Source organism: Peptoclostridium sp. (assembly GCF_009881055.1).
In the GTDB taxonomy this organism is placed as follows: domain Bacteria; phylum Bacillota; class Clostridia; order Peptostreptococcales; family Peptostreptococcaceae; genus Peptoclostridium_A.
Window position 1 is genome coordinate 1 of the sequence record NZ_WXFG01000012.1, and the last position, 26,247, is coordinate 26,247.

At 44.4% G+C, this 26,247-nt stretch carries 23 protein-coding genes; 20 read left to right on the forward strand and 3 right to left on the reverse strand.

Annotated elements, in window-relative coordinates; translation table 11 throughout:
• The first annotated feature begins 175 nt into the window (after positions 1–175).
• From ilvB to GT589_RS02260, 14 genes are all read left to right on the forward strand, one after another.
• Positions 176–1,822, forward strand: coding sequence for a biosynthetic-type acetolactate synthase large subunit (gene ilvB, locus GT589_RS02195; RefSeq protein ID WP_293395318.1), 1,647 nt, complete (start codon positions 176–178; stop codon positions 1,820–1,822).
• 256 nt (positions 1,823–2,078) lie between these two features.
• On the forward strand, positions 2,079–2,279 hold the full coding sequence (locus tag GT589_RS02200; RefSeq protein WP_293395321.1) for a hypothetical protein: 201 nt from the start codon (positions 2,079–2,081) through the stop codon (positions 2,277–2,279).
• A gap of 97 nt (positions 2,280–2,376) precedes the next feature.
• Positions 2,377–3,075 (forward strand): isocitrate/isopropylmalate family dehydrogenase, encoded by a 699-nt coding sequence (locus tag GT589_RS02205; protein WP_293395324.1) that lies wholly within the window; start codon positions 2,377–2,379, stop codon positions 3,073–3,075.
• An 83-nt stretch (positions 3,076–3,158) separates the two neighbouring features.
• Positions 3,159–4,172, forward strand: a complete 1,014-nt coding sequence (gene aroF / locus GT589_RS02210; protein WP_293395327.1) for a 3-deoxy-7-phosphoheptulonate synthase — start codon at positions 3,159–3,161, stop codon at positions 4,170–4,172.
• Positions 4,173–4,193: 21 nt separating this feature from the next.
• Positions 4,194–5,066 carry a prephenate dehydrogenase gene (locus GT589_RS02215; protein ID WP_293395330.1) on the forward strand — a complete coding sequence of 291 codons (873 nt, stop codon included), beginning with the start codon at positions 4,194–4,196 and terminating at the stop codon, positions 5,064–5,066.
• Positions 5,063–6,121 (forward strand): 3-dehydroquinate synthase, encoded by a 1,059-nt coding sequence (gene aroB / locus GT589_RS02220; protein ID WP_293395333.1) that lies wholly within the window; start codon positions 5,063–5,065, stop codon positions 6,119–6,121. The genes GT589_RS02215 and aroB overlap by 4 nt, the downstream gene beginning before the upstream one ends.
• 26 nt (positions 6,122–6,147) lie before the next feature.
• Complete coding sequence (gene aroA / locus GT589_RS02225; protein WP_293395336.1) at positions 6,148–7,440, forward strand: 3-phosphoshikimate 1-carboxyvinyltransferase; 1,293 nt, start codon at positions 6,148–6,150, stop codon at positions 7,438–7,440.
• Entirely contained in the window at positions 7,421–8,506 is a 1,086-nt protein-coding gene (aroC, locus tag GT589_RS02230) for a chorismate synthase (protein WP_293395339.1), read from the forward strand. The genes aroA and aroC overlap by 20 nt, the downstream gene beginning before the upstream one ends.
• Before the next feature lie 2 nt (positions 8,507–8,508).
• Complete coding sequence (gene pheA / locus GT589_RS02235; RefSeq protein ID WP_293395342.1) at positions 8,509–9,621, forward strand: prephenate dehydratase; 1,113 nt, start codon at positions 8,509–8,511, stop codon at positions 9,619–9,621.
• Positions 9,622–9,625: 4 nt separating this feature from the next.
• On the forward strand, positions 9,626–10,441 hold the full coding sequence (gene aroE, locus GT589_RS02240; RefSeq protein ID WP_293395345.1) for a shikimate dehydrogenase: 816 nt from the start codon (positions 9,626–9,628) through the stop codon (positions 10,439–10,441).
• A 13-nt stretch (positions 10,442–10,454) separates the two neighbouring features.
• Positions 10,455–10,883, forward strand: coding sequence for a type II 3-dehydroquinate dehydratase (gene aroQ, locus GT589_RS02245; protein ID WP_293395347.1), 429 nt, complete (start codon positions 10,455–10,457; stop codon positions 10,881–10,883).
• Positions 10,884–10,908: 25 nt separating this feature from the next.
• Positions 10,909–11,817 (forward strand): fumarylacetoacetate hydrolase family protein, encoded by a 909-nt coding sequence (locus GT589_RS02250; protein WP_293395350.1) that lies wholly within the window; start codon positions 10,909–10,911, stop codon positions 11,815–11,817.
• A 78-nt stretch (positions 11,818–11,895) separates the two neighbouring features.
• The gene (locus GT589_RS02255; RefSeq protein WP_293395353.1) at positions 11,896–12,354 is read left to right on the forward strand and encodes a chemotaxis protein CheX; all 459 of its coding nucleotides are present in this window, start codon (positions 11,896–11,898) and stop codon (positions 12,352–12,354) included.
• Positions 12,355–12,458: 104 nt separating this feature from the next.
• Complete coding sequence (locus GT589_RS02260) at positions 12,459–12,656, forward strand: hypothetical protein (RefSeq protein ID WP_293395356.1); 198 nt, start codon at positions 12,459–12,461, stop codon at positions 12,654–12,656.
• 2 nt (positions 12,657–12,658) lie between these two features.
• Here the strand turns inward: GT589_RS02260 and GT589_RS02265 are convergent, their stop codons facing one another.
• Positions 12,659–13,129, reverse strand: coding sequence for an HAD family hydrolase (locus tag GT589_RS02265; protein WP_293395359.1), 471 nt, complete (start codon positions 13,127–13,129; stop codon positions 12,659–12,661).
• 183 nt (positions 13,130–13,312) lie between these two features.
• On the opposite strand from GT589_RS02265, the gene GT589_RS02270 reads away from it, so the two are divergent.
• The 6 genes from GT589_RS02270 to GT589_RS02295 all read left to right on the forward strand — a co-directional run bounded on the left by GT589_RS02270 (position 13,313) and on the right by GT589_RS02295 (position 23,441).
• On the forward strand, positions 13,313–14,509 hold the full coding sequence (locus tag GT589_RS02270) for a tetratricopeptide repeat protein (protein WP_293395362.1): 1,197 nt from the start codon (positions 13,313–13,315) through the stop codon (positions 14,507–14,509).
• A gap of 672 nt (positions 14,510–15,181) precedes the next feature.
• Positions 15,182–18,703: a pyruvate:ferredoxin (flavodoxin) oxidoreductase gene (gene nifJ / locus GT589_RS02275; RefSeq protein ID WP_293395365.1), complete on the forward strand. Its 3,522-nt coding sequence runs from the start codon at positions 15,182–15,184 to the stop codon at positions 18,701–18,703.
• A 135-nt stretch (positions 18,704–18,838) separates the two neighbouring features.
• Entirely contained in the window at positions 18,839–19,231 is a 393-nt protein-coding gene (locus GT589_RS02280; protein ID WP_293395368.1) for a hypothetical protein, read from the forward strand.
• Positions 19,232–19,305: 74 nt separating this feature from the next.
• The gene (locus tag GT589_RS02285) at positions 19,306–20,514 is read left to right on the forward strand and encodes a hypothetical protein (RefSeq protein WP_293395371.1); all 1,209 of its coding nucleotides are present in this window, start codon (positions 19,306–19,308) and stop codon (positions 20,512–20,514) included.
• Complete coding sequence (locus GT589_RS02290; RefSeq protein WP_293395383.1) at positions 20,474–21,655, forward strand: glycosyltransferase family 4 protein; 1,182 nt, start codon at positions 20,474–20,476, stop codon at positions 21,653–21,655. The genes GT589_RS02285 and GT589_RS02290 overlap by 41 nt, the downstream gene beginning before the upstream one ends.
• A 25-nt stretch (positions 21,656–21,680) precedes the next feature.
• Positions 21,681–23,441 (forward strand): Crp/Fnr family transcriptional regulator, encoded by a 1,761-nt coding sequence (locus GT589_RS02295; protein ID WP_293395374.1) that lies wholly within the window; start codon positions 21,681–21,683, stop codon positions 23,439–23,441.
• Between the two features lie 61 nt (positions 23,442–23,502).
• On the opposite strand, the gene GT589_RS02300 is transcribed toward GT589_RS02295, so the two are convergent.
• Both GT589_RS02300 and GT589_RS02305 read right to left on the reverse strand, forming a co-directional pair.
• Positions 23,503–25,002 (reverse strand): leucyl aminopeptidase, encoded by a 1,500-nt coding sequence (locus tag GT589_RS02300; RefSeq protein WP_293395377.1) that lies wholly within the window; start codon positions 25,000–25,002, stop codon positions 23,503–23,505.
• A 270-nt stretch (positions 25,003–25,272) separates the two neighbouring features.
• Positions 25,273–25,875: a type I phosphomannose isomerase catalytic subunit gene (locus GT589_RS02305; RefSeq protein ID WP_293395380.1), complete on the reverse strand. Its 603-nt coding sequence runs from the start codon at positions 25,873–25,875 to the stop codon at positions 25,273–25,275.
• Positions 25,876–26,247 lie beyond the last annotated feature (372 nt).

A 26,247-nucleotide genomic window follows, 5' to 3' on the forward strand; every position in this document is an offset into this window, starting at 1 on the left:
GGAACTGGCTGCTTGAGAACATGCTTGGCAGACCGATGTTCAACGCGACAAAGCAAAAAGAGCTTGAGCATCCAATAGTAGAGGTGGGCAAAGAGCTAAGAGGCATGATGTCCTGGATAAAAGAATAAATAATCGTAAATCAGCATAGAGGATTGCAAGGAAAGGATGTGCAAAAATGAAGAACGGGGCAAATGCGATAATAGATGTATTGATAGAAATGGGCGTTGACACTGTGTTTGGATATCCAGGAGGAGCCGTCGTCCCGCTTTATGATGCACTATACAGCAGGAAAAATGAAATAAGGCACATAAGGACATCGCATGAGCAGGGCGCATCGTTTGCGGCTGACGGCTATGCAAGGGCCACTGGCAACGTGGGCGTGTGCATAGCCACATCAGGTCCCGGAGCTACAAATCTCATTACGGGAATAGCCGGGGCATACATGGATTCCGTGCCAATGGTTATAATAACAGGTCAGGTGGCATCACCGCTGCTTGGAAAAGACTCATTCCAAGAAATAGACATAGCAGGAATGACTTTTCCGATAACAAAGCACAACTATGTCATAAGCGATGAGAAAAAGCTTCTCCAGTCGCTTCGGGAAGCCTTCCTGATAGCAAGGACTGGAAGGCCGGGACCAGTTTTAATTGACATACCAAGGGATATTTTCCTTAAGGAAGTTGACTGCGAATGCCAAAACCAAGGCGGAGAACTATTTTATGAGCCAAGCCAGATTGATGAAGGGGACATCGAGACGGCAGCTGAGCTGATAGAAAATGCAAGCAGGCCTGTAATATATGCAGGCGGAGGCGTTCTTAGGGGAAAGGCGGCTCCGGAGCTTATAAGGCTGGCTGAAAAGGGGAACCTGCCTGTTGCAAACACGCTCATGGGCATATCGTCATTCCCTGGAAGCCACGCGCTTTCGCTTGGGCTCTCAGGCATGCACGGGCACGTACATTCAAACAAGGCTCTTGCAGAAAGTGACCTGGTAATTGCAATTGGAGCTAGGTTCAGCGACAGAGGACTTGGGAAACTGGATACAAACGGCAAGAAGGTAATACAAATAGACATAGACGATACAGAGATGGGGAAAAACGTAGAGAGCAGCATTTTCATAAGGGGAGATATAAAACAGATCATTTCTATGATTACGGAAAAAATGAATTCATGCGAGAGGAGTAACTGGCTGGCTGAGATTTCAAGCTGGAGTGAAAAATCAATCCATGCGGAGTGCGGAGAATTCACGCCTAAACTGATAATAGAGAAACTATCGTCGCTGTACGATGATTCAATTGTGGCGACAGACGTTGGACAGCATCAGCTGTGGACCGCCCAGAACTGGAAATTCAACTCGCCGGGAAGCCTGCTCACGTCAGGGGGGCTTGGCGCCATGGGCTACGGTCTGGGGGCCGCTATGGGGGCCAAGCTTGCAAGGCCTGACAAGCGCGTGGTGCTGATAACAGGAGATGCAAGCTTCAAGATGAACATGAATGAGCTTTCAACAGTTTCAGCCTACAAAATACCAGTACACATAGTGATACTCAACAACAGAGCGCTGGGAATGGTAAGGCAGCTCCAGATTGTATTCACAGAAGGCAGATATAGCGAGGTGGATGTATTCGACGAGCTTGACTTTGTCTCGCTTGGAAAGGCATTCAACATAGATTCGCATAGAGTATGCAGCATAGATGAGCTTGAACAGGCGGTATCGGGCCTCCAGGCTGATAAAAGCGCAATAATAGAGTGTGTAATAGACAAGGGAGAGCTTGTTACGCCTATGGTAAGGCCAGGCTGCGGTATAGGAGAATTTGTATTTGAATAAAATATGATGTGTGCCCGCGGGTGTTTTCTCGCGGGCATGCTGTATAGGATATTGAGGGTAAAGGCTCTGGCTGTTAATTTTCTGAAAATTAACAGGAAACTTGTTGACAGAGTGGAGCAAAAGGTATAAAATGAGTTTCAAGAAAAAATATCTAAAGACCGTATGGTTTAGGATAAGGCAGTATGGCTCAGATTTGGGATTTAGACTTTAGAAATTTGTAGGGATAAGTAGCACGGTAGGATATGGGGGAAAAATCATGAAGAGTCTTGTTGGAAACCAAAATAGCGAAAACAAATTGAATGCAAAACAATTCGACTTTTACTTTTTTAGCTGGGGCTATTACTTTTTTAGCGCTGGTTACTTTGCATTCAATAGAATATTCGATATGTTTTCCGATGAGAGTTTAAAAGGCAAAAAGTTGATGGCCGGATTGAAGCCGGGCGCAGCCGCTGTATAGCGAATCTAAAAATGATAAGCTAACGGGTCTCATTGAGAAATCAGTGAGGCCCTTTTTATTTTCAATTTATTTCCATTTTAATGAAGGAGGACAAGTGATGGATGTCAGAATAGCGGTAGTTACGAAGGATGGCAGGCTTTCTAAAACAACATCGCAGGGTATAGAAATACTAAAAAAGGTTACAGGTTCTCACGGACACAGGTTCAGACTCAAAATGCTGAAAGGCCTCGGGCAGGCGGAAATAGATGAGTGTAAAAAGAGCGATGCCGTGATACTGGGGCACCACAGCTTATGCGAAGAAGGCTTAAAGGAGCTTAAAAGCCAGCTTGGTGCAGCTGTAAGGCTTATGCCGCTTGGAGCAAATGAAAGTTGCGAAGGCGAAGTGGTTCCTCATGAAATAAGCGGGCTCATAAGCAGAAGCTGTTTGGGAGTTAAACCCCTCAAGGCCGGCATGGCAATGAACGGCGAAATGCTCATAAGGGCTGACCTGTTTTCGGAGCTTGTAAAGAGCGCCTCGGGGCTCACTCCATACGTAGTGGTATGCAAAAGCGGTATAGACATACACGGTATAGACACAGGCGTGTGGCAGGAAGAAGCTAACATATGCAACCCCGCTGCAGCGGTTATGGCTTGCATAATGATGCTAAGACACACATTCCACCTTGAGACTGAAGCGCAGGAAATCGAGTTGGCGCTCAAAAGAGCACTTCAAAAAGAGTGTCCGGAAGATCTTATATCTAGTATGGCACTCAAGGAGTTAGGACACAGCAGCAGCGCAAAAAAGCAAACGGCTTAAGCTGAGATTAACAGGAATTATATAAATTGAAATATAGATGAAGAATTGAAAACAAAAAAGAGATAAAATAGGAGGAGAAAGAGATGGTTATAGTAATAAAGCCGGGCACAAGCCAGGAAGAGATAGATATACTGAAGGGAAGAATATCAAAGCTGGGAATACAGGTGCATGAGGTAAAGGGTGAGGTGCAGAGCATATTGGGCCTTATAGGGGATACAAGAAAGATTGATCCGGATACAATTCAGGCAGACAAAAGTGTGGAAAAGATTGTCCACATACAGGAACCTTTCAAGAAGGCTAACAAGCTCTTCAAGCAGGAGGAGACTGTAATAGATGTATGCGGCAACAAGATAGGCGGCAAGCATTTCGCAGTTATAGCCGGACCATGCTCGGTAGAGAGCACGGAGCAGATAATATCTATAGCCAAGGATGTCAAGGCTGCCGGCGCCAAGTTCCTGAGAGGCGGAGCATTCAAGCCTAGGACATCTCCATACAGCTTCCAGGGGCTAAGGGAAGAAGGCCTTGATATGCTGCTTGAGGCAAAGGCAGTGACAGGGCTTCCGATAGTGACCGAGATAATGTCGCCTCACCATATCGAGCTTTTCGAGAAGAATGTAGACGTAATACAGGTTGGAGCAAGGAACATGCAGAACTTCGAGCTTCTAAAGGAACTTGGAGCGACAACAAAACCTATACTTCTTAAAAGAGGGCTTTCATCTACAATTGAGGAGCTGATAATGTCAGCTGAATACATCATGGCGAGCGGAAATGAAAAGGTTATACTTTGCGAGAGAGGAATAAGGACCTTCGAGCAGTTCACAAGAAACACACTGGATCTTAGCGCGATACCTGCAGTCAAAAAGCTTAGCCACCTTCCAGTCGTAGTAGACCCAAGCCATGCGGCTGGTCATCACTGGATGGTCGAACCGCTGTCTAAGGCTGCAGTAGCAGTGGGAGCAGACGGACTTATGATAGAAGTGCACAATGACCCGGCGAACGCAAAATGCGACGGACCTCAGTCGCTTAAGCCTGAAAAATTCCAAAGGCTTATGGATAAACTAAAAGAGCTAGTCAAGATAGAAGGCAAGGAAATGTAGTAAATACAAAGTTGTTCAGGGGTGAATGTATTGGGAGAGGGCGGATTTAAGAATAGAACAACGAAAATTACGATAGTAGGTCTCGGGCTTATCGGGGGATCATATGCAAAAGCTCTAAAAAAGGCCGGGTTCAATGAAATATACGGAATAGATGTACAAGTGGAATCTCTTGAAAAAGCCCAGACAGCGGGGATAATAAAAAAGGGCTATACTGATTCAAAGGAGCCTCTTGGAAAGTCGGATCTAGTAATAGTCTGCCTATATCCGGAAGATACGGTAAGGTTCATCAGAGCAAATATGAGCAGTTTCAAGCCAGGCTGCATAGTGACTGATGTTTCAGGGGTGAAGGACGGGCTTATAGACAGCATAAGCAGCTTCATAAGGGAGGACGTCGATTTTGTCGGCGGCCATCCCATGGCAGGGAAGGAATACCAAGGTATAGACTTCTCGGAAGCCAGTCTGTTCGAGGGGGCCAACTACCTTATAACGCCAAGTGAGAAAAGCAAACAGGAGAGCGTAGGGCTTGTTAGAGAGCTGGCATGCTGCCTCGGCTGCAGCAGCATAGAGGTTGTGGGCGCAGACAAGCACGACCGAATGATAGCTCTAACAAGCCACGTTCCGCATGTGATTGCACTTGCGCTTATAAGCTGCAATGATGCTCTTGAGGGTAAAAACTTTACAGGGAATAGCTTCAGGGATATAACAAGGGTTGCTAACATAAACGAAAAACTATGGGGTGAACTGTTCATGCTCAACAGGAAGAATCTTGCTGAGCAGCTCCAGGATTTTCAGGACGGCATTGAGGCGATAAAGCAGGCACTTTTAAAGCCCAGCCCGGATGAACTTGAAGCTATAATGAAAAACGCAAAGCAAAAAAGAGGTGAACTGGATTGAAGACTCTAGAGGTAAAAGCCAGCAGCAAGACATACCCAATATATATAGAAAAGGGTCTGCTGGGCAAGGCGGCTCAGATAATCAGGGAGATATATAAGGGTGACAAAATTGGACTTATAACCGATTCCAATGTGGACAGACTGTATGCAGACATCCTGACAGGGTCAATGGAGAGTCTGGGGTTGGAAGTAGTCAAGGTTGTAGTGAGCCCGGGTGAAGGCAGCAAGTCGATACAGACCTATGAAGAGGTGTGTGAAAAGCTGCTTTCAGGGGGAATCACAAGGAGTGACATTATAGTCAACCTGGGGGGCGGAGTTGTAGGAGATCTTGGCGGCTTTGTAGCCTCAACACTGCTTCGAGGAGTAAAATTTGTACAGATACCGACCTCGCTTCTGGCTCAGATAGACAGCAGTGTAGGCGGGAAGGTGGCCGTAAACTTGAAATCGGGCAAGAACCTTGTAGGGAGTTTTTATCAACCGGAGGCTGTAATAATAGACCCAGAGCTCCTGAAGACTTTGGACATCAGGTTCTTCAGGGACGGTATGGCAGAGGTCATAAAGTATGCCTGCATAAGAGATGAGGAGCTCTTCAGTTTGCTTGAAGCTAATGACGAGCATACCATATCGGAACACATTGAAGAAATAGTGGAGACATGCTGTTCCATAAAGCGTGACATTGTTGAGATGGACGAGCTCGACAAGGGGGAACGGATGCTTTTGAACTTTGGCCACACGTTTGCCCATGCAGTCGAGCAGTATTTCAACTACGAAAGATACACCCACGGTGAAGCTGTCGCTATTGGGATGGTTCATATAACAGGGAAAAGCGAGCAGGCGGGGCTTTCGGCTAAGGGGACATGCGAGAGACTTACAGGGCTTGTCGAAAAGTACAAGCTTCCGCTTGAGATGCCAGAAATGGAAAGCCAAAGCGTAATCGACACGCTGCTTCTAGACAAGAAAGGGAGCTCAAGAGAGCTTAGCATAATCTTAATAAGCGAAATGGGAAAGGGATTCATGCACACAATAGACAAGTCATCGCTTGGCGAGTGGATATAAAAACATATAGCATGGGGGAGAAGGCATTGAAAACGGTAGAGATAAATCCAAAAAGGCTTTCGGGAGATATAAGCGTGCCTCCTTCAAAAAGCGTAAGCCACAGAGCCATAATAGCGGCTGCGCTTTCAAAAGGGAAAAGCAGGATAGAGAATGTCATAATGTCAAAGGACATAGAGGCCACATGCAAGGGCCTGGAAAGTCTGGGAAGCAGCATACAGATGGAGGCTGCGGGCGAAGGCAGAGTGACGCTTACAATAGAAGGCAGCGGCATGCCTAATGTGAAAAATGGCGCGATAGACTGTATAGAATCAGGCTCGACGCTTAGATTCTTGATACCACTTGCCGCGCTTACAGGAGAAGAGGTCACATTCGAAGGCAGAGGCAAGCTTGTGGAAAGGCCGCTCGACATATACTACGATATATTCGAAAGCCAGGGACTGGAATATGAAAATGCAAATGGGATGCTTCCTCTTACGCTAAAGGGCACCCTCAAGGCAGGACACTTCAAGATAAGAGGCGATGTAAGCTCGCAGTTCATAACGGGGCTCATGTTTGCGCTGCCGCTTGTGCAGGGAGATTCCACGATAGAGATAGTGGGCAAGCTCGAATCGGTAGGCTATATAGACCTAACACTAGATGTGCTCAGGAAATTCGGCATAAAAGTTGAAAACAGCGGCTACAGCAGCTTCTACATAAAGGGGGGCCAGACCTACATTCCTTCTGACTACAGGGTGGAAGGCGACTTTTCACAGGCGGCATTCTGGCTTGTGGCCGGCACTATAGGCAGCGAGGTGAATTGTCTCGATGTAGACAAGGATTCACTCCAAGGGGACAAGGAGATCGTCGAAATAATAAAGGCAATGGGCGGAAACATAAGCATATCGGGCGCGACAATGCGCGCAATCGGAAGCAGCACAAGGGGAATAAGCATAGATGCCTCACAGATACCAGACATAGTGCCCATAATATCCGTAATGGCATCGCTGAGTAAGGGCACTACGATAATAAGCAATGCAGCAAGACTGAGGATAAAGGAGTCGGACAGGATAAAATCGACGGTTTCGGAGCTTGCAAAGCTCGGAGCTATTATAAGGGAGCTTGAAGACGGCATAGAGATAGAAGGCAAAGACGAGCTCGATGGGGGAGTCGTTGAAAGCTGGAACGACCACAGGATAGCCATGGCTATGGCAATAGCGTCAATAAGGTGCAAGAATCCGGTGGTTATAAACGGAGCAGAGTCAGTCAAAAAATCATATCCGGGGTTCTGGAATGATTTTAGAAAGCTTGGAGGTGACATAAATGAGCGGGATATGGGGTAAAAATCTAAGGGTCTCAATATTCGGGGAGTCACATGCGCCTGCCATAGGCATAGTCATAGACGGTCTGCCTCCGGGCATAGAGCTTGATATGGAAAATATAAAATTTCAAATGAACAGAAGAGCTCCCGGAAAGAGCAAGATGTCAACTCCAAGGGGCGAAAAGGACGAGTTTGAGATATTGAGCGGTTATTTCAACGGGACGACTACAGGGACGCCGCTTGCCTGCATGATAAGAAATGCGGACAAGCGTTCGTCTGACTACGAAAACATAAGGAAGACTCCAAGGCCGGGGCACGCCGACTACACAGGCTTTATTAAATATGCCGGTTTCAACGATTACAGGGGTGGCGGCCATTTCTCGGGAAGGCTCACGGCTCCGCTTGTATTTGCAGGAGCCATAGCACAGCAGGTGCTCGCGGGCATGGGAGTTGTTATCTCGGCGCATGCCCAAAGTGTAGCGGGGATTCAGGACTCGCGCTTTGAGGAAGTTAATGTAGACAAGGATCTCATAGAAAGGCTAAAGGCAAGCGAGCTTGCTGCAATAGACCCTGCAAAGGGCGAGCTCATGAAAAGCGAGATACTAAAGGCAAGAGAAGAGCTTGATTCTGTAGGAGGAGTCGTGGAATGCATTGCTATGGGAATCCCGGCAGGGCTGGGAGACCCTTTTTTTGATTCTGTGGAGAGCCGGCTCTCGGGCATGCTGTTTTCCATACCTGCAGTGAAGGGAGTCGAGTTCGGCGCAGGCTTTGAAATCGCAAATATGAGAGGTTCGAAGGCGAACGATGAGTATGTCGTAAGGGAGGGAAGACTCTCGACAAAGACAAACAATAACGGAGGGATACTGGGAGGAATCACAAGCGGGATGCCTGTGGTTTTCCGGGCGGCAATAAAGCCCACTCCGTCAATAAGCCAGACGCAGTCGAGCGTTGACATTTCTTCTATGAAGGAAGTCCAGCTTAAAGTGGAGGGAAGGCACGACCCGTGCATAGTTCCAAGGGCCATACCAGTAGTTGAAGCGGCTGCAGCAATTGTTATACTAGATATGATGCTTGAAGGGAGGCAATAAGCATGAGTGAATTGGATATTCTCAGAAAAGATATAGATGTCATAGACGCGGCGCTTGTTGAGCTCTTCGAGAGAAGGATGGAGCTTGTTGCGAGAGTGGCCGACATAAAGGAACAGAACGGAATCGGTGTGCTCAACAGCAACAGGGAGGAAGAGGTAATAAAGCACAACATGGAGCTTTTGAAGAACAAGGAGCTCTCACCGCAACTTGAGATGTTCCTTAGAAGCGTAATGGATATAAGCAAGGGGCTTCAAAAGAACAGGATGCGCGGAATAGGCAAGGAAGGCGTAAAGGTTGGCTTCCAAGGCACGAGGGGTTCATTTGGACATGAAGCGGCTGTCGATTATTTTGGAAAAGAGGCTGAATTGCTGGAGTATGTTGAATTTTCGGATGTGTTCTCTAGCCTGGAAAGAGGGGATGTCGAATACGGAGTGCTGCCCATAGAGAACTCTTCAACGGGGAGCATAACGCAGGTTTATGATCTTCTGGGGAGCTATGGCTTTTATATAGTGGGTGAAATCTGCGTGAAGGTGAGCCATAACCTTATGGCCATCAAGGGCACAAAGCTGGAAGACATTGAGGAAGTTTATTCGCACATGCAGGCCTTCGAGCAGTCAAGCAGATACTTCAAGAGACATCCAGGATGGAAGCTAATTCCTTACCATAATACTGCATACAGCGCTAGATATGTTGCCCAAAGCGGTGACACGACAAAGGCCGCTGTAGGCAGTCTGAATGCAGCAAAGCTATATGATCTTGAAGTACTTGCAAACGGAATTAACGACAGCAGCAACAATTTCACCAGATTTGTAATAATAGGCAAAGAGATGAGTGCAGATGCTGAAGCAGACAAGATAAGCCTGTATCTGTCTATAAAGCACCAGCCAGGGGCGCTCCATGAAACCCTTGGATATTTCTCTAAAAACGGCCTTAACATGATAAAGATAGAGTCAAGACCTGCTAAAGAGAGTGCATGGGAGTACATGTTCTATATAGATTTTGAAGGCAACATAAATGATGAAAATACAAAGAAGGCCATAGAAGAGATAAAATCAAGCAGCAGCTACTGCAGGATACTCGGCAACTACAAGGCGTATGCCGGGGCGGGGGAATAGAGCCATGCAAAGAACGCTATACGGGCTCATCGGGGAGCGGCTCTCGCACAGCATATCGCCCCAGATACATTCTGCCATAATGGATCGGTCGGGCATCAAGGGCAGCTACCACCTCTTCGAGGTGGAGAGGCCGCTGCTAGGGGATGCAGTTAGGGGATTAAAAGCCCTTGGAGCGGCAGGCACCAATGTTACAATCCCTTATAAAAGCAGTGTCATTGAGCATTTGGACAAGGTATCAGCCGAAGCGCAGAGAATCGGGGCTGTCAACACCATAGACTTCAAAGACGGACTGTGCAGTGGATACAATACTGACTATTTCGGCTTTGAGATGATGCTAAGAAGAGCCGGCATAGACATAAAAGGCAGGAGCTTTCTGATGCTGGGCACAGGCGGTGCCGCAAAAGCTGTGGCTGCATGTCTTGAAGACTTCGGGGCATCCAGGATTGCGGCTGCAAGCACGAATGTGGAAAAGGCAAAAGAGGCCCTTGGCGGAGTGGAGATAATAAGCTACGACGCCATCAAGGAGCTTGGAGATATTGATGTCATAGTCAACTGCACGCCGCTTGGCATGCATCCTAATACAGAAAGCTCGCCGCTGCCTGAAGAGCTCCTGCCAAAATTTGGTGCGGCAGTCGATCTCATATACAACCCCAGAAAGACTCTTTTTCTGGCTCAGGCAAGCCGGAGGGGGCTAAAGGCCGCAGATGGGCTCTACATGCTGGTGGGGCAGGCGGTAAAGGCGCAGGAGATATGGAATGACATGAAGCTCGAGCAGGAGATGGTGGATGAGGTTTACGAAAAAGTAAAACAGCTGCTATAGGAGATGGTATATAATGAAGGTGCTTGTAATAAACGGGCCTAATATAAACATGCTCGGAGTAAGAGAAAGGCACATATATGGAGAAATGGACTTTGACGGCGTATGCAGCTATATAAGAAGCGAAGCCGACAGGCTTGGAATTGAAGTGGAGCTGCGTCAGAGCAACATAGAAGGCGAGATAGTGGGCTTTATTCAGGAGGCATACGGAAAATATGACGGCATAGTCATAAACCCTGCGGCATACACCCACTACAGCATAGCCATACACGATGCGCTAAAGGGAGTGGGGCTACCCGCGGTGGAGGTCCACATAAGCAATATACACGCCAGGGAGGAATTCAGAAAGATTTCTGTGACTGCGCCTGCATGCAAAGGCCAAATAAGCGGGCTTGGAATCCAAGGATATGTGCTTGCGCTAATGGCTCTAAAAGGCATAAAATAGAATAAAACCTTGAAGGGGTGATTCTGTGTATTTTGCAACTTTCATATACGGCGGACAAGAAGATATAGGAGCTTTTGAAAAAATCGAATACGGCATAGTAAGAATAAGCGACATTTGCGGCAAACTCGGGATTCAAGCTCCTGCAGATATGAACGAACTCATTGCTATGTCAAGCGACAAGCTGATAGAGGAAATTAGAGCTGCTTTAAGAGGCGGAGGTTTTGCTGTATTGAGCAGGGACGATGTAAAGCTTTGTGCTCCCGTACCATATCCAATAAGGAACCTGATATGCCTGGGAAAAAATTATTACGAGCATGCCAAGGAGCTTGAAGGCACTTCGATAGACAGGGGCAATGAGAGACCTGAGCATCCCATCTACTTCTCGAAAATTGCAGACCCTGCAATAGGCGATGGCGACGATATAATATATGACAGGTCAGTCACAGACGAGATAGACTACGAGGTAGAACTTGCAGTGATAATAGGCAAGGACGGCATGGACATAAAACCGGAGGATGTTGAAAAACACATATTCGGCTATACAATTGCCAACGACGTCTCGGCGAGAGACCTTCAAAGCAGCCACAAGCAGTGGTTCAGAGGCAAGTCGCTGAACACATTCTGCCCCATGGGGCCGTATATCGCGCACAAGAGCATAATAAAGTATCCTGTGGAACTTGATCTTAAGTGCAGCGTGAACGGCGAGCTGCGCCAGAGTTCCAATACAAGGGATATGATATTCGATATAGAATATGTAATAAGCGATATATCGCGCGGAATGCAGCTTAGGGCCGGAGACATAATACTTACAGGCACTCCTTCAGGGGTGGGACTTGGTTTTAAGCCCTGCAAATACCTTAAGCCTGGAGACATAGTTAAATGCGATATAGAGAAGATAGGAACAATAGTAAACAAGGTGGTCGAAAAGAAATAGAAAAAAACATTTAAACTGCCGTCTGTTGGGTAATTATATTCCATAGAATTATTTTCAAGCAGAACGGGAGGAATATGGATGGAATATATAGATTCATTCGTTGAGGCAGGTAGTCAGATACTAACAAGCATGGCCCAGCTGGAATGCAATATGAGGGAACCTTATTTTATAGGTGATGAACACAAGGCTGAAAATGTAATAATAATGGTAGGGGTCACAGGGGAACTCAAAGGTCATGCAATGCTCAGCATGGATGAGGGAATTGCCAAGGATATAGCATCCAAGATGATGATGGGCATGCCTGTTGAAGCCCTTGACGACATGGCCAAAAGTGCTCTTTCGGAGCTTACAAATATGGTGATGGGAACTACCGCAACCAAGCTGGAAGGAAGGGGTCTGAGCATAGATATAACTCCTCCGAGCCTTATGACTGGCGAAAAGCTCTCAGTTTCGAATGCTGCAATGAAAACGGTATGCATACCGATAGAAACAAATATAGGCGACATAAATTTCAATATATCAATAAAAAATAAATAGTAAATCATCCGGCTTTTAGCCGGTTTTTTTATTTATGCACTATTCTCCAGGGTATCAATTTTTATATATTTGTAAAGACATGACCCGGATTGGGGGAGTTGAAAATGGCGTTTTCAAGAAGAAAGATGTTCTATTCGGCAGTTTTGTTGCTTTGCATAATATTCTTTGCAGGTGCATGCTCTATAACTGAATTTCTTATAGATACGCAAATTGACAAGACCCAAAACTACGGGCATATAAAGGAAAAAATTAATGCGGTTATAGAAAAACAGGCCGAGTCTGATAAATCAAACCAGCCCTAGGTTTATCCTCTGAGCGTTGCCTTTATCCGATCGGTCTTATTCAGCATATCAAAGACATCATCTATAGATTTTACAACAATATGGCAGTTGGATATAAGCTTACCGCTGCAACCCTCCGGACCGATTATGGCTATAGACAATATGCATTCTTTTGACATCTCAATATCATTCACTCCGTTGCCTACACACATGGTTTCGTTTGAACCGAGTGAAATCACAGTCTCTTTTTTGAAATGGGAAGCCCTATCACTAGGAAATTTTCGAATTTCAATGCCTGTACCGGCAAATTCGGAAGCCACATTTCCGTAGGTGTCAGCAGTTGCCACGTATATATTCAAATGCTCATTCAGAAGCAAAAGTATTTCCATAGTCCTGTCAGAAACTTTCCCGTCTTCAGCCAGAGTTCCGTTGTAGTCAAATACTATATTTTTTATGCATATGTCTTTGAATCCAGGGATGGACATTTTGATCATAAAAAGACCTCCTTATAATATATATAAATATAACATACACAGCTTTGTGCAAAACAGCACATTATTATTATAACAAGTATATAGTTTGCTTTTGAATTTTTTTGGATTATTCCAGGATGATATGAAATCGTGTGTGTGTTAAAATAAACCTGTAATACATTAGAGGTATAAGGAGCTTTGGCTATGAACAAAAATGTTAAGATAGAGAGGCTTTGCCAATCAAAGGCCATTAACCATATGAAGAATTCCAATATTACTGGAGCAGCTGAAGAACTCAAGGCCTGCCTGATAATGAATCCCCAGAGCGTTGAAACCCTCAATATGCTTGGATTTTGTTATTACATTCTGTGTGATTTTGACAGCGCCAGAGAGCTCTGGCTTGAGAGTATAGGGATTGAAGACAAAGACAACCAGGCGCATTCATATTTGGAAATGGTTGAAGATGAGGAGTTCGGCGCGGTAAAGGACAGTTTTGAAATTGCAGCAAGATATTTGGAGCAGTGTGATTATAAGAATGCCGCATTCAAGGCTATTGGCATAATAGATAAAAAGCCGGAGCTTGTTAGACCATATATAATAGCAGGAATATCTTTAATCAAGCTAGGGGACGATGAAACTGGAAGAGGCTATATACAAACAGCCATTTCGAAAGACATGGATAACGAAGAGCTAAAAAAATACAGTCAACTCTATATCAAGCCAGGGGTAATGACAAAAAATCCAATGAATTTTGGGCTGGCTGGCAAAAAAAGCGCCGTCATAGTTATTGCGGTATGTATGGCAGCAATTGCAATAGCAGCCATACTGACAAACTCTTATCCACAGAGCACAAAAAAAAATGGTGAAACTGCAGCTGCAAGCAATCTGGAGAAGATAAAGCAGGAGCATTTTAAAAACGAAGAAACAGAAGAGGCTAACAAGCAAAAGCCACAAAGTGCCGCTGATGAGGAAAAAATGCAAAACAAGGAGACTGCTGAGGTAAGCACCAATCCGGTTGCAACAATTGAAGATGAGCAGGGACTCTATATAGCGTCGGCGGAAAAATTCGAAGCAGCAGAATACGCAGAGGCAGTAGCCGGATTTGAAAAGATTGCGCTGAGCGGTAAGCAAGAGAGGTTTGTGTCTGAATCCATTTTTTTTGCCGCCCAGTCATACGAAAGATTAAAAGACTTTGACAAAGCCATAAAATATTACAGCATGTACGTTGAGTTTTTCAGTTCAGGGCATTATAGCGACGATTCGCTTTACAGTTTGGGACTGGCATATTATGCGCAGGGAGACAAGGAAAAGTCCCAGAGCACCTTAAAACGCCTGATGCGCGAATATCCAGACAGCATGTTCATAAATTCGAAGGTGAAAAACATAATTCTGCAAGATTAAGTTCGGCATGTAAGGCTAATATGCGGTAAAGGAAAATATTTGTTGAAAAGGCATCTTATTGGGTATAAAACAATTTGTATTGGCAAATTATTAAATATTTTTATTATTATGCAGCAGACGCATAGTTATGCATAAATCTCAAGTTGCCAGCTGCAGACATTCCAGCAAATTCAAGGCTTGTATGCGGCAATGTCAAATTGGCTGAAAAGTAGGCACCATTAAGCACATATAGCGTACACAATTCACACTTTTTGGCATAAAAGCTATTCAATAATTATTTATCAAACGATTGTGAGGCTTATTGCGGTTAAAATGACATCAAAAGCCCAGTGTGTTAAAAAAATACAGACTGCAGTGTATTTTGGGCATGCAAGAATAGCGAAAATGCCCGGCCCCTATTGAAAAATTTTACAACGATGGTATATGTAGTAAAGAATATTTATTAACAGGTGCATTTATTGACAATAATTTATCCTAGTGCTATACTTTGAATAAGGTTGTGAAAGTTCTAAAAATTTTAAATTTATAACAAAAAATTCATAATACAATGCACAATATTATTAGTACATTGTAATTTTTATTTATAGCAGGAAAACGTTCCCGCAAAAGGCTTGTATTATGGAGATTTAACCAGTCTAATATTTATCACTATAAATAATAGGAGGTTCTACAATGGCAAAAGTTATGAAAACCATGGATGGAAACACCGCAGCAGCTCACGTTGCGTATGCATTTACTGAGGTTGCGGGAATTTATCCAATAACTCCATCATCGCCAATGGCAGAAGTTACAGACGAATGGGCTGCCAACGGAAGAAAGAACGTATTTGGCCAGACAGTTAGCGTAGTTGAGCTTCAATCAGAGGGTGGAGCTGCAGGAACAGTTCACGGTTCACTTCAAGCAGGAGCGCTTACTACTACATTTACTGCTTCTCAAGGTCTTCTTCTTATGATACCTAACATGTACAAGATAGCTGGAGAGCTGCTTCCAGGCGTGTTCCACGTTTCAGCTCGTGCACTGACAGCTGCAGCACTAAACATATTCGGAGACCACTCAGACGTTATGTCAGCAAGAAATACTGGATTTGCATTCCTTGCATCAGGTTCGGTTCAAGAGGTTATGGACCTTGCGGGAGTTGCTCACCTTGCAGCTATAAAAGGAAGACTTCCATTTGTTCATTTCTTCGACGGCTTTAGAACTTCTCATGAGGTTCAAAAAGTTGAGCTTATGGACACTGACGAGCTTGCTAAGCACCTTGACTGGGATGCTGTTAAGGCATTCAAAGAAAATGCACTTAATCCAAACCACCCAGTTACTAGAGGAACTGCTCAAAACCCAGACGTTTACTTCCAGACAAGAGAAGCTTCTAACAAGTTCTACAATGCTCTTCCAGCAATAGTGGCTGATTACATGAAGGTTGTATCTGACATAACAGGCAGAGAATACAAACCTTTCAACTATGTAGGAGCTGCTGATGCTGAGAACGTAATAATAGCTATGGGTTCTATAACTGAAACTGCTGAAGAGGCACTTAACTACCTTAACTCAAAAGGAGAAAAAGTGGGTCTTGTTAAAGTACACCTTTACAGACCATTTGCTCCAGAATACCTACTTGAGGTACTTCCAAAGACAGTTAAAAAGATAGCTGTTCTAGACAGAACTAAAGAGCCAGGTTCTATAGGAGAGCCTCTATACCTAGATGTTAAGAGCGTATTCTATGGAAAAGAGAATGCCCCAATAATAGTAGGCGGAAGATACGGACTTGGATCAAAAGATACTACTCCAACTCATGTTAAAGCTGTATATGACAACCTTAAGCTTGACGCGCCAAAAGATGGTTTCACATTAGCTATAAATGACGATGTCACTCACACATCTCTTCCAGCAGGAGATAAAATAGTAACTGAGCCAGAAGGAACTACAAGATGTAAGTTCTGGGGACTTGGTTCTGACGGTACTGTTGGAGCAAACAAGAACTCTATAAAGATAATAGGAGACCATACTGATCTTTATGCTCAGGGCTACTTCTCTTATGACTCTAAGAAATCAGGCGGAGTTACAGTTTCTCACCTTAGATTTGGTAAGAACCCTATAACTTCTACTTACCTTATAGATACTGCTGACTTTGTAGCTTGCCACGTTCAGGCTTACGTTAACCAGTACGATCTGCTTGCTGGACTAAGAAAAGGCGGAACTTTCATGCTCAACACTATCTGGTCTCCAGAAGAGCTTGAGGCAAAACTTCCAGCAAAGATGAAAAAATATATTGCTGAAAATGATATAAACTTCTACATCATAAACGGAACAAAGATAGGACAAGACCTAGGCCTTGGAAACAGAATAAACATGGTAATGCAGTCTGCATTCTTCAAGCTTTCTCAGGTTATACCATTAGAGGATGCTGTTAAATACATGAAGGAAGCCATAGTTAAGTCATACGGCAAGAAGGGTGAAAACGTAGTTAAGATGAACTACGCTGCAGTTGATGCGGGTGTAGACGCTCTTGTTAAAGTAGACGTTCCTGCATCATGGAAAGACGCTGTTGAGGTTATGGACGTTGTTGCAGCCCAAGAGCCAGATTTCATAAAGAACATACTAAGACCTATGAACGCTCTTGAGGGAGACAAGCTTCCAGTTTCAATATTCAACGGATATGAAAACGGTACATTCGAGCACGGTACAGCTGCATACGAGAAGCGTGGTATAGCAGTAAACGTGCCTGAGTGGATAAAGGACAAGTGTATCCAGTGTAACCAGTGTTCATATGTATGTCCTCATGCTGCTATAAGACCTGTGCTTCTTACAGACGAAGAACTGGCTAAAGCTCCATTCGGAGAAGAAGATGTTCTTCAAGGAAAAGGAAAAGGCGTAGACGCATTCAAATACAAAATGCAAGTTACTCCGCTTGACTGTACAGGATGCGGAAACTGCGCAGACATATGCCCGGTTAAAGCTCTTGAAATGAAGCCTATAGAGACACAAGCAAAAGAAATAGAAAACTGGAACTATGCTGTAACAGTTCCTGTTAAGAGCGACGTTATGGATAAGACAACTCTTAAGGGAAGCCAGTTCCAGCAGCCACTTCTTGAGTTCTCAGGAGCTTGCGCAGGCTGTGGAGAGACTCCATACGCTAAGCTTGTAACTCAGCTTTTCGGAGACAGAATGTATATAGCCAACGCTACTGGATGTTCTTCAATATGGGGAGCTTCTGCACCAGCGACTCCTTACACTAAGAACGCTGCAGGCAAAGGACCAGCTTGGGCTAACTCTCTATTCGAAGACAACGCAGAGTTTGGATACGGTATGGCTATAGCAGGAAAGCAGATGAGAGCTAAGCTTGCAGAGCTTGTTGCAGAGCTTGCTGGCATGAATATAGATGCTGACGTTAAGGCTGCTCTAAACTCATGGCTTGAGACTAAAGAAGACGGAGAAGCTAACAAGGCAGCTACAGCTGCAGTTGAGGCTGTGCTTGGCAAAGACCTTGGCGATGCTAAGGCTAACGAGCTTCTTGCTGGAATAGCTGACTACAAGGATCAGCTAATCAAGAAATCTTACTGGATATTCGGTGGAGACGGCTGGGCTTATGACATCGGATATGGCGGACTTGACCATGTACTGGCTTCAGGTGAAAATGTAAACGTGCTTGTATTCGATACAGAGGTTTACTCAAACACTGGAGGACAGTCTTCTAAGTCGACTCCAACAGGTGCGATAGCTAAGTTTGCCGCATCAGGAAAGAAAGTTAAGAAGAAAGACCTTGGTATGATGGCTGCAAGCTACGGCTACGTATACGTTGCTCAGATTGCAATGGGCGCAGACAAGAACCAAACTCTCAAGGCTATACAAGAAGCTGAAAAATACGACGGACCATCTCTAATAATAGCTTACGCTCCATGTGTAAACCACGGAATCAAGATAGGCATGGGCAAGACTATAACAAGAGAGAAGCAAGCTGTTGACGCTGGCTACTGGCATCTATACAGATTCAACCCTGAGCTTAAGGCTGAAGGAAAGAATCCATTCGTACTAGACTCTAAGGAGCCATCAGCATCATTCAGAGACTTCCTAATGGGAGAGGTAAGATACACATCGCTTACTCAGACATTCCCAGGACTTGCAGAAGAGCTGTTTGTTAAGGCTGAAGAAGAAGCTAAGGACAGATACCTAGGCTACAAGAAAATGGCTGAAATGTAATTAAACTAAGGCATTCACCAGGCGGGGATAATATCCCCGCCTTTTTGGCGTGCTGGGAAACACAACAATATTTTGCAAAGCAACGGGCTTTATTATATAATTGCATTAATTATAAAGCGCCTATGGAGGGATATTATGTACCTTATTTTTGGCAATGAAGTCATAGACTCATCGCAGATAGCGGAAAATATAGAGCGGGGATCGCATTTCAAGGTGGTCACGGATCTTACAAAAAGTACTAAGCGAGAAGATATGGCAGCATTTTTGATCTGGATAGATGAAGCTGCTTTGGAGCTGTCTGACGAGGCAAAAGATAGCGAGGAGAAGGTTGATTTGCTTATGAAAGCCTGCGATGAAATTGGAGGCAAGCTGAAGGGCGTAATGCCGGAATATTCAAGGCACAGATTCTTTGCATTCCGGTATGACGAAGCCAAGGCAGGAGTGGAAGCTGTTGTAGTAATAGCAGGAAGAGACGCCAAAAGCCAAAAGCTTGAGGATGTATTGAAGAGGCTGCTTAGACAGCTGTAGAACATTCCAATACCCTGTGTGATGTTTATATAGACATTACATAGGGTATTTTTATTTCAAAAGGAGGTCGCGTTATGAAGATGGCACTTGCTGTGATAACAAAATACGTAAACGACAAAATGTCTTTGTTGGAATTTCTATATAATGCCAGAAGGCATGACCAGATTATAGACAGGCTCATAATAGTGTATTCTCATGGCTGCGAATCTCACTACGTGGAAAGGCTTAGAGAGATTGTCGAACTCGACCTGATAAGGGTAAATGAGTTTGGGGAGTTCGAGGACAGGGTCAAGGCAATGGGACTAAGCCATGACGAATGCAGGAAGCTAATATACTCGCCAACACTTGAAAGCAACGGAATAGTACCGTATTCCAAGTACCGCAATATCGCGCTTTTGCAGGCACTCTTTACGCAAATGGACGTCATATTCTTCATAGATACAGATGTATATCCGCGCATACTCTTGGGTGAAAACAATCATATGGAGGAAGTCGATTACTTTGGAACGCACCTTAAGTACCTCAGGGAAAACAACATATATATAACTACTAGCGACTATTCGGGGTATTTCATAATACCGCCTATGGATTTTGAGCATATAGAAGGGTTCATGGAAGGGATTCAAAAGGAGTCGGCGCTCCCGCTGATAAAAGATGCCACAGGTCACAGATGCATTTCGCATGGAAGCCTGGGAAATAAGCATGTAAGACCTACTGATAAATTCCTGGGAGGAAATCTGGCCATAAAGCTAAGCTCTATGGAGCATTTGCCGCCGTTTTTTTCTAGTACCTATCATGTCGGGGAAGAGGTAGTGCTCACAAGGGGTGAGGATACCATCATGGGATTGTGTGCAGCCCAAAGCCATATAAAAGCCCTTGATATCGATTTTCTGATATTCCATGACACGTTCGGCAATTTTCCGCATATGCCAGACATAAGGAAGGAAAAATGCATAAAAGACAGGTTCTATTACGCCTGCTTGGGGTGGATAGGGCGAAACGTGTTCTATAACTATATCAGAGGACTCGATTACAAGGAGATTTATGAGAAGCAAAAGGAGCTGCTAATCAAGACATCGCCGTACGCAGCAAGCTATTTGAATGATGAAAGATTCAGGAGGCTCCCGGAGGCCATAGACACAGCATATATGAACCTGGGGCGTATGGTTGACGAGTATGAGGAAACTTTGCATGGTTTTGGGAAGGTCACAAAAACAATATTTGGAGGTGAGTCGTTTGAAAGTGCTTTTGGTAAACCACTTCCCGCTGGAGGGATCTGGTAGCGGCATATACACTAAGAATCTTGCGATGCAGCTTGTGAAAAAAGGGCATGAAGTGTGCGTCATAGCGCCTGACCATCAGGTGGTGCCGATGAAAGACTATGAGATTAGAACTATCGTGTTCAGCGACGGAAAGAACTGCTGCTACGATTTGGATTTTAATTTTCCGTGCTTCACAACCCATCCCAAAAGTTATTTGACATTCTACGAGCTAAGCGAATTTCAAATAAACAAATATATATCGGTGTTTGAAAAGGAAATAAAAGAAGCTGTGAATCAGTTCATGCCGGACATCATACACTGCCAGCATCTTTGGATTGCTCCTTACTGCGCTTCAAAGCTGAACGTGCCGTACGTGGTTACCGCGCACGGAACCGATATAAAGGGCTTTTGCAGAGACGAGCGGTATCACAAATATGCCCTCGAGGGCGCGAAAAAGGCGGCTGCAGTCATAACCATATCAAAGCAGGTAGATGCTGATGTGGAAAAGTATTACGGAGTTGAAAGTGGCAGAAGAAGGCTTATACTTAATGGATTTGATGAAGAGATATTTAGGCCAAAAGACGTCGCCAGGGCCGCCGTCCTGAAAAGTCTTAATCTTAATACAGAGTACGACTACGTGGTTTCATTTGTAGGCAAACTTACGGACTTCAAGGGTGTGGACGTGCTTATAAGGGCCGCCAAGATTTATTCGCAGGAGATACAAAACGTAATAACGCTTATAGTAGGCAACGGCGAAAAATACGACGAGCTTGTAAAACTAAGGGACAGTCTTGGAGTCAGCAACGTATATTTCCTGGGGCACAGGGATCAGGATGTTGTTTCTGAAATATACAACATAGCAGATGTTTCGGTAGTTCCATCCAGAAACGAGCCGTTTGGCCTGGTTGCAATAGAAGCACTAGCTTGCGGAACGCCGGTTGTAGCGACCAACCAGGGTGGCCTTGTCGACTTCATAGACGATACCATAGGCTCCCTAGTGCCGGTAGAGGATGACATAGCGCTTAGCGAGGCAATAGCGGCAGAAATATTAAGCCCCGAAAAAGGAGAGCGCAGGCAGAGGGCGGCAAGGAAGGCCAGTGAGTATTTCTCTTGGTCTAGAGTCGTAGATGATGTAGTCAACCTGTACAAAGACGTGCTATAGACGTGTTATAATAGGGGGAATTTGAATGAGGAAGGCCATAGTGATACCGACATACTGGTCAAGGGCTTTGCGCAGCGGAGAGGGCTGGGTGGAAGGTGATGCGGTATATGACCATCCCACACCAATCGATGGAGAAGACACACTCAGCCAGACTCTGGAGAGCATGAAAATCCTGGACAGCAAGGATTATATACTTGTCATACTGCTGTGCCCTACAACTGAAAAGATACTTACAGAAGCACGGCGAAGGGTGCATGAAATACTGGACAAAGCTAAACTTGGGGTTAAAACATATGTTTTTACGCCGAGCCAGCTCAACAGCATAAAGTACATTGCATACGAAAAAGAACTCAAGCAGGAGTGCACGGATCTGCTGAGTTTGTACGGATATGCAAACGTTAGGAATATGTGCATATATATAGCGTATATATTGGGCGTTGATGTGGCTGTCCTCATTGACGATGACGAAATATTTGAAAAGCCTAATTTCATGGAGATAGCCACTGAATTCATAGGAGGAAGGCTTTATGGTAAGACTGTGGACGGCATAGCTGGCTATTATCTGAACAAGTACAACGATTATTACGATGATGTAAACATAGAGCCTTGGATGACGTACTGGGACAGGTTCGGCTCCAAGGCTGCAGCGTTTGACAAAATTATAGGGAGCGAGCCGAGAATAAAGCCTACGCCATTTGCGTTTGGAGGGGCGATGGTAATGCACCGGAACCTTTTCAAGACGGTGCCTTTTGACCCCAGGGTAACAAGGGGAGAGGATATTGACTACTTGATAAATGCAAAGATGTTCGGATTCCACTTTTTCCTCGACAGGGAGCTTTCTATAAAGCACCTGCCGCCCCCAAAGTCACATCCTGTATGGAAGCGGTTCAGAGAAGACATTTACAGATTCCTATACGAGAAGAAGAAGATAGACACCCAATACGAAGTGCCAAACATGAACATTGTTTCGCCTGAAGAGTTTGACCCTTACCCGGGCAGCTTCCTCAAAGATGAGCTTGAGGATATGATATTCAAGGCAAATGTCATGCTTTCAATGGATTATCTGGCATCAAGCGATGTCGAGTCGGCAAGAGAGAGCATAAAGAACATATACCTGTCCAAATATGAAGCCACACCAAAGGATGACGTATTTACTCATCTGAGAAAGCTCCAGCGTTACTGGAGGCGCCTGCTTGATTTCACAAAGGACAACATGATGCAGATAAGAAGGATAATGGACGAATGCGATACTGGTTGCACCTTGGAAATTAAGGAGGGCGAACATAGACAGAAAATGACAAGCGAAGAAGTTGAAGTACTGCTTGCGCAAATAGAGCCTTTTAGCGACATGGAGGCAAAATACAGGGGTATACTTGCCGAAATAGCAAGAGTGCGTTTATATGAAACGGATGAATATATTCTGAGAATAGGCGACAAAGCAGACTCATTCTACATGATAGATGCCGGAGCCGTAAGAATATCGCGTTTTAATGAAGCGGGTGAAGAAATAGTTCTGGGAAGGCTTGCCGCAGGAGAAGTTTTTGGAGAGAGCAATATAATAAGCGAGGAGATAGATATAAACATAATTGCTGATGAGAACACCCAAATTATAAGCTTTGGCGAGGACGAGATTATGAATATAATAAACTCATATCCTAAGGCGGGGGTAAAGGTTGTAATGGCATTTTTGAAAAACATGGCACAGAAGCTAAGCAGCCTGAATTCTAGATATATGGATGCGATATCCAAAAACCTCGAGATAGAAATGAAAGATATGAAATGGTAGATATGAAAATGACCGACTCGCGAATTAAACTTGCAAGAGTCGGTCATTTTGAATTTGCGTATTATTTTGATTCGGATGCACCTTTTGCAAGGTGGTAAAGCGTCCTTACGCCTACGCCTGTTCCATCCTTTTTTATATAGTCGGAATCCTTATCCGCCCATGATGTGCCGGCTATATCCATGTGAGCCCAAGGCTTACCTGCTGAAAAGCTTTCTATGAAAAGTCCGGCGGTTATTGTAGACGCATTCCTGCTGCCGGAATTTTTTATATCGGCAATTTCTGACTTGATAAGCTCCTTGTATTCTTCGAAGGCAGGCAGTCGCCAGACCTTTTCGCCAGAATACAGAGCAGCTTTTTCTATATCAGAGCAGAGCATGTCGTTGTTTGATATTACCGCTGTGGTTGTGGTCCCAAGTGCCACAAGTGCGGCTCCTGTCAGTGTAGCTATATCTACAACTCGTGAGGCATTTTCCTTTTCAACTATGTAAAACACTGCATCTGCTAGAGTCAGTCTTCCCTCTGCGTCGGTATTTACAACTTCTATGGTTTTGCCTGCCATTGAGCCTATTATGTCACCTGGTCTGTAAGCATGTCCGGAAACTGCATTTTCACAAGCGGCTACAACTCCAACCACGTTTGTCTTGACGCCGAGTTTTGCTATGGCAGACATTGCCCCTATTACTGCGGCTGCGCCGGCCATGTCGGATTTCATCTCGGGCATTGAGCTTGCAGGCTTTATGCAAAGTCCGCCGCTGTCAAATGTTATGCCCTTGCCTACAAGTCCGAGTACTTCGTCTTTATTTTTTTCGTTTCCGAAATACCTCATTACTATGAATCTAGGAGGGTTGTCAGAGGCTTGTCCTACGCTTAAAAATGCTTCCATGCCCAGATTTTTTATTCGTGACTCATCAAGCACTTCTACATCAAAACCGTTTTGTGCACCCGCTTTTTGAGCTTCTTCGGCAAGAATCTGAGGAGTCATACGGTTGGCTGGTTCGTTAGTGAGATTTCTTGCCAGAATCGTGAATTCGCCCAGAATTGTGCCTTCAACGACACCTTCATTAAGGCTCTCGATGGAGTCGTCGTTTATGTAGACTATATTGAATTCTCTGAGTGTAGAATCTTTTCTGTCGCTCTTATACTTATCGAAAGAATAGTTGGTAAGAAGAGCAGATTCTGCGACTGCCCTTGCAAAATCAGCCAGTTCTATAAAAGTCGGAAGATTAAAAGGATAGAGCTTTATAGATTTAGCCCCAAGCTTTTGAGATTCCTTAACTGCTTTAGCATTCAATCTTCTTATTTTTTCAAGATCGAGCTCTTCTTCTTTTCCAAGACCAGCTAGAATTATATTTTTAGGATTCTTCTCCCTTGGAATTCTGAAGCTCTCAAGTTGGCCATACTTGCCGGTGAACTTCTCCACTCTAACAAGATGGCTCACCATTGCTTCGATGCTATCTTCAAGGTAAGATATTTCTTCAAGATCGATGCCCTCATAAAAAGGGATGATCCTTGTGTCTGAAAGCCCATCAGAGTCCCTTAGATGAACAACTCTAATATCCATAATCAATCCTCCTCATTTATCTATTGTTTTATTGTTTTTTTAATATCCGTAAGCCTTTATTAGCGTTATGTTACCAAATATAGTATAACTCATATATTCGGGAATGAATATAGTATCCTCGCATGAAAGCACTAACACATTTCCATACTCATCAATCAAATGGCCACTGCCTTCTGCTACGGTGTAGGAGTGGAATCTATCCTCGGTATGGCCTTCATAGCTGTGTTTAATGCGCAGCTTTTCAACTGTAAAATGTGGAGTCTTAAGCCGCTAAAATCCGTCTACCTTCCCGCATACGGCGCTGGTTTCGTAGTCGATTACATCGAGCGATTTTTCTATATGAAGCTCTCTGGGGCGTCCCCAGTCGTAAAGCCTGTATGTGACATTGCTGCTCTGCTGAACTTCTATTAAGCGTATGCCACTGTTTATCGTGTGGATTGTACCGGTTGGTATATATATGAAATCTCCTGATGCTATATCAATTGTATTAAGGTGGTATTCGAGAGCCCCGGAGTCTATCATGGCCTGTATTTCTTGACGGGTGAATTTTTTCTTGAGGCCAACTACAAGAGTGCCATTTTCGCCTGCATCAAGTATATACCAGCATTCGGATTTGCCGTTGTCCTTTTCAAATAGGCGCGCATAGTCATCATCGGGATGAACCTGTATAGAGAGCCTGCTCTTTGCATATATTATCTTTATAAGTATGGGGAATGATTCCGGATCTTTTATGACGTCGGCGAAGTACATGCCTTTATATGGTCCGTTTTCTATTGTGGATTTGCCGTCTGGATGGCATGAAAGATTCCACTTTTCCCAGCCCCATATCTTGTTGCTCAAATATGGTTTCAGTTTCATTGCGTATTTTTCCAAAGCAAACCCCCCTTTTTTAAAGAATGGCTAACTATAGAATATATAGCCAATGGAGTGGGCATGAATCACAATTTTTAAAAGTGATGAAGTCTGCCAAGTGATTGAAATTAGAGAAAATATAAGCTCAAAAGCACACGGGGATAAAAAAACAAAATAAGTTGTGTTAAAAGGTGTTTTAAGGTATGCTGAGCGGGTATAAAAGAATTACGACGCTAAAAAAATAAAAAGATGTTGACTTGGAGAGTTTGAAGTGATAAGATAATCAAGTCGCAAATTGAACCTTGAAAACTAAACAGCAGGTTTATTTTTTAAAGATGGCTAAGCCATCAAATTATTTAAAGTCAGTGAGGCATCGGAAGATGTCACAATGAG

Coding starts and splice junctions, on each gene's coding strand:
- ilvB (WP_293395318.1), top strand. CDS start 176: ATGAAGAACGGGGCAAATGCGATAATAGATGTATTGATAGAAATGGGC.
- GT589_RS02200 (WP_293395321.1), top strand. CDS start 2,079: ATGAAGAGTCTTGTTGGAAACCAAAATAGCGAAAACAAATTGAATGCA.
- GT589_RS02205 (WP_293395324.1), top strand. CDS start 2,377: ATGGATGTCAGAATAGCGGTAGTTACGAAGGATGGCAGGCTTTCTAAA.
- aroF (WP_293395327.1), top strand. CDS start 3,159: ATGGTTATAGTAATAAAGCCGGGCACAAGCCAGGAAGAGATAGATATA.
- aroC (WP_293395339.1), top strand. CDS start 7,421: ATGAGCGGGATATGGGGTAAAAATCTAAGGGTCTCAATATTCGGGGAG.
- pheA (WP_293395342.1), top strand. CDS start 8,509: ATGAGTGAATTGGATATTCTCAGAAAAGATATAGATGTCATAGACGCG.
- aroE (WP_293395345.1), top strand. CDS start 9,626: ATGCAAAGAACGCTATACGGGCTCATCGGGGAGCGGCTCTCGCACAGC.
- aroQ (WP_293395347.1), top strand. CDS start 10,455: ATGAAGGTGCTTGTAATAAACGGGCCTAATATAAACATGCTCGGAGTA.
- GT589_RS02255 (WP_293395353.1), top strand. CDS start 11,896: ATGGAATATATAGATTCATTCGTTGAGGCAGGTAGTCAGATACTAACA.
- GT589_RS02260 (WP_293395356.1), top strand. CDS start 12,459: ATGGCGTTTTCAAGAAGAAAGATGTTCTATTCGGCAGTTTTGTTGCTT.
- GT589_RS02265 (WP_293395359.1), bottom strand. CDS start 13,129: ATGATCAAAATGTCCATCCCTGGATTCAAAGACATATGCATAAAAAAT.
- GT589_RS02270 (WP_293395362.1), top strand. CDS start 13,313: ATGAACAAAAATGTTAAGATAGAGAGGCTTTGCCAATCAAAGGCCATT.
- nifJ (WP_293395365.1), top strand. CDS start 15,182: ATGGCAAAAGTTATGAAAACCATGGATGGAAACACCGCAGCAGCTCAC.
- GT589_RS02280 (WP_293395368.1), top strand. CDS start 18,839: ATGTACCTTATTTTTGGCAATGAAGTCATAGACTCATCGCAGATAGCG.
- GT589_RS02285 (WP_293395371.1), top strand. CDS start 19,306: ATGAAGATGGCACTTGCTGTGATAACAAAATACGTAAACGACAAAATG.
- GT589_RS02295 (WP_293395374.1), top strand. CDS start 21,681: ATGAGGAAGGCCATAGTGATACCGACATACTGGTCAAGGGCTTTGCGC.
- GT589_RS02300 (WP_293395377.1), bottom strand. CDS start 25,002: ATGGATATTAGAGTTGTTCATCTAAGGGACTCTGATGGGCTTTCAGAC.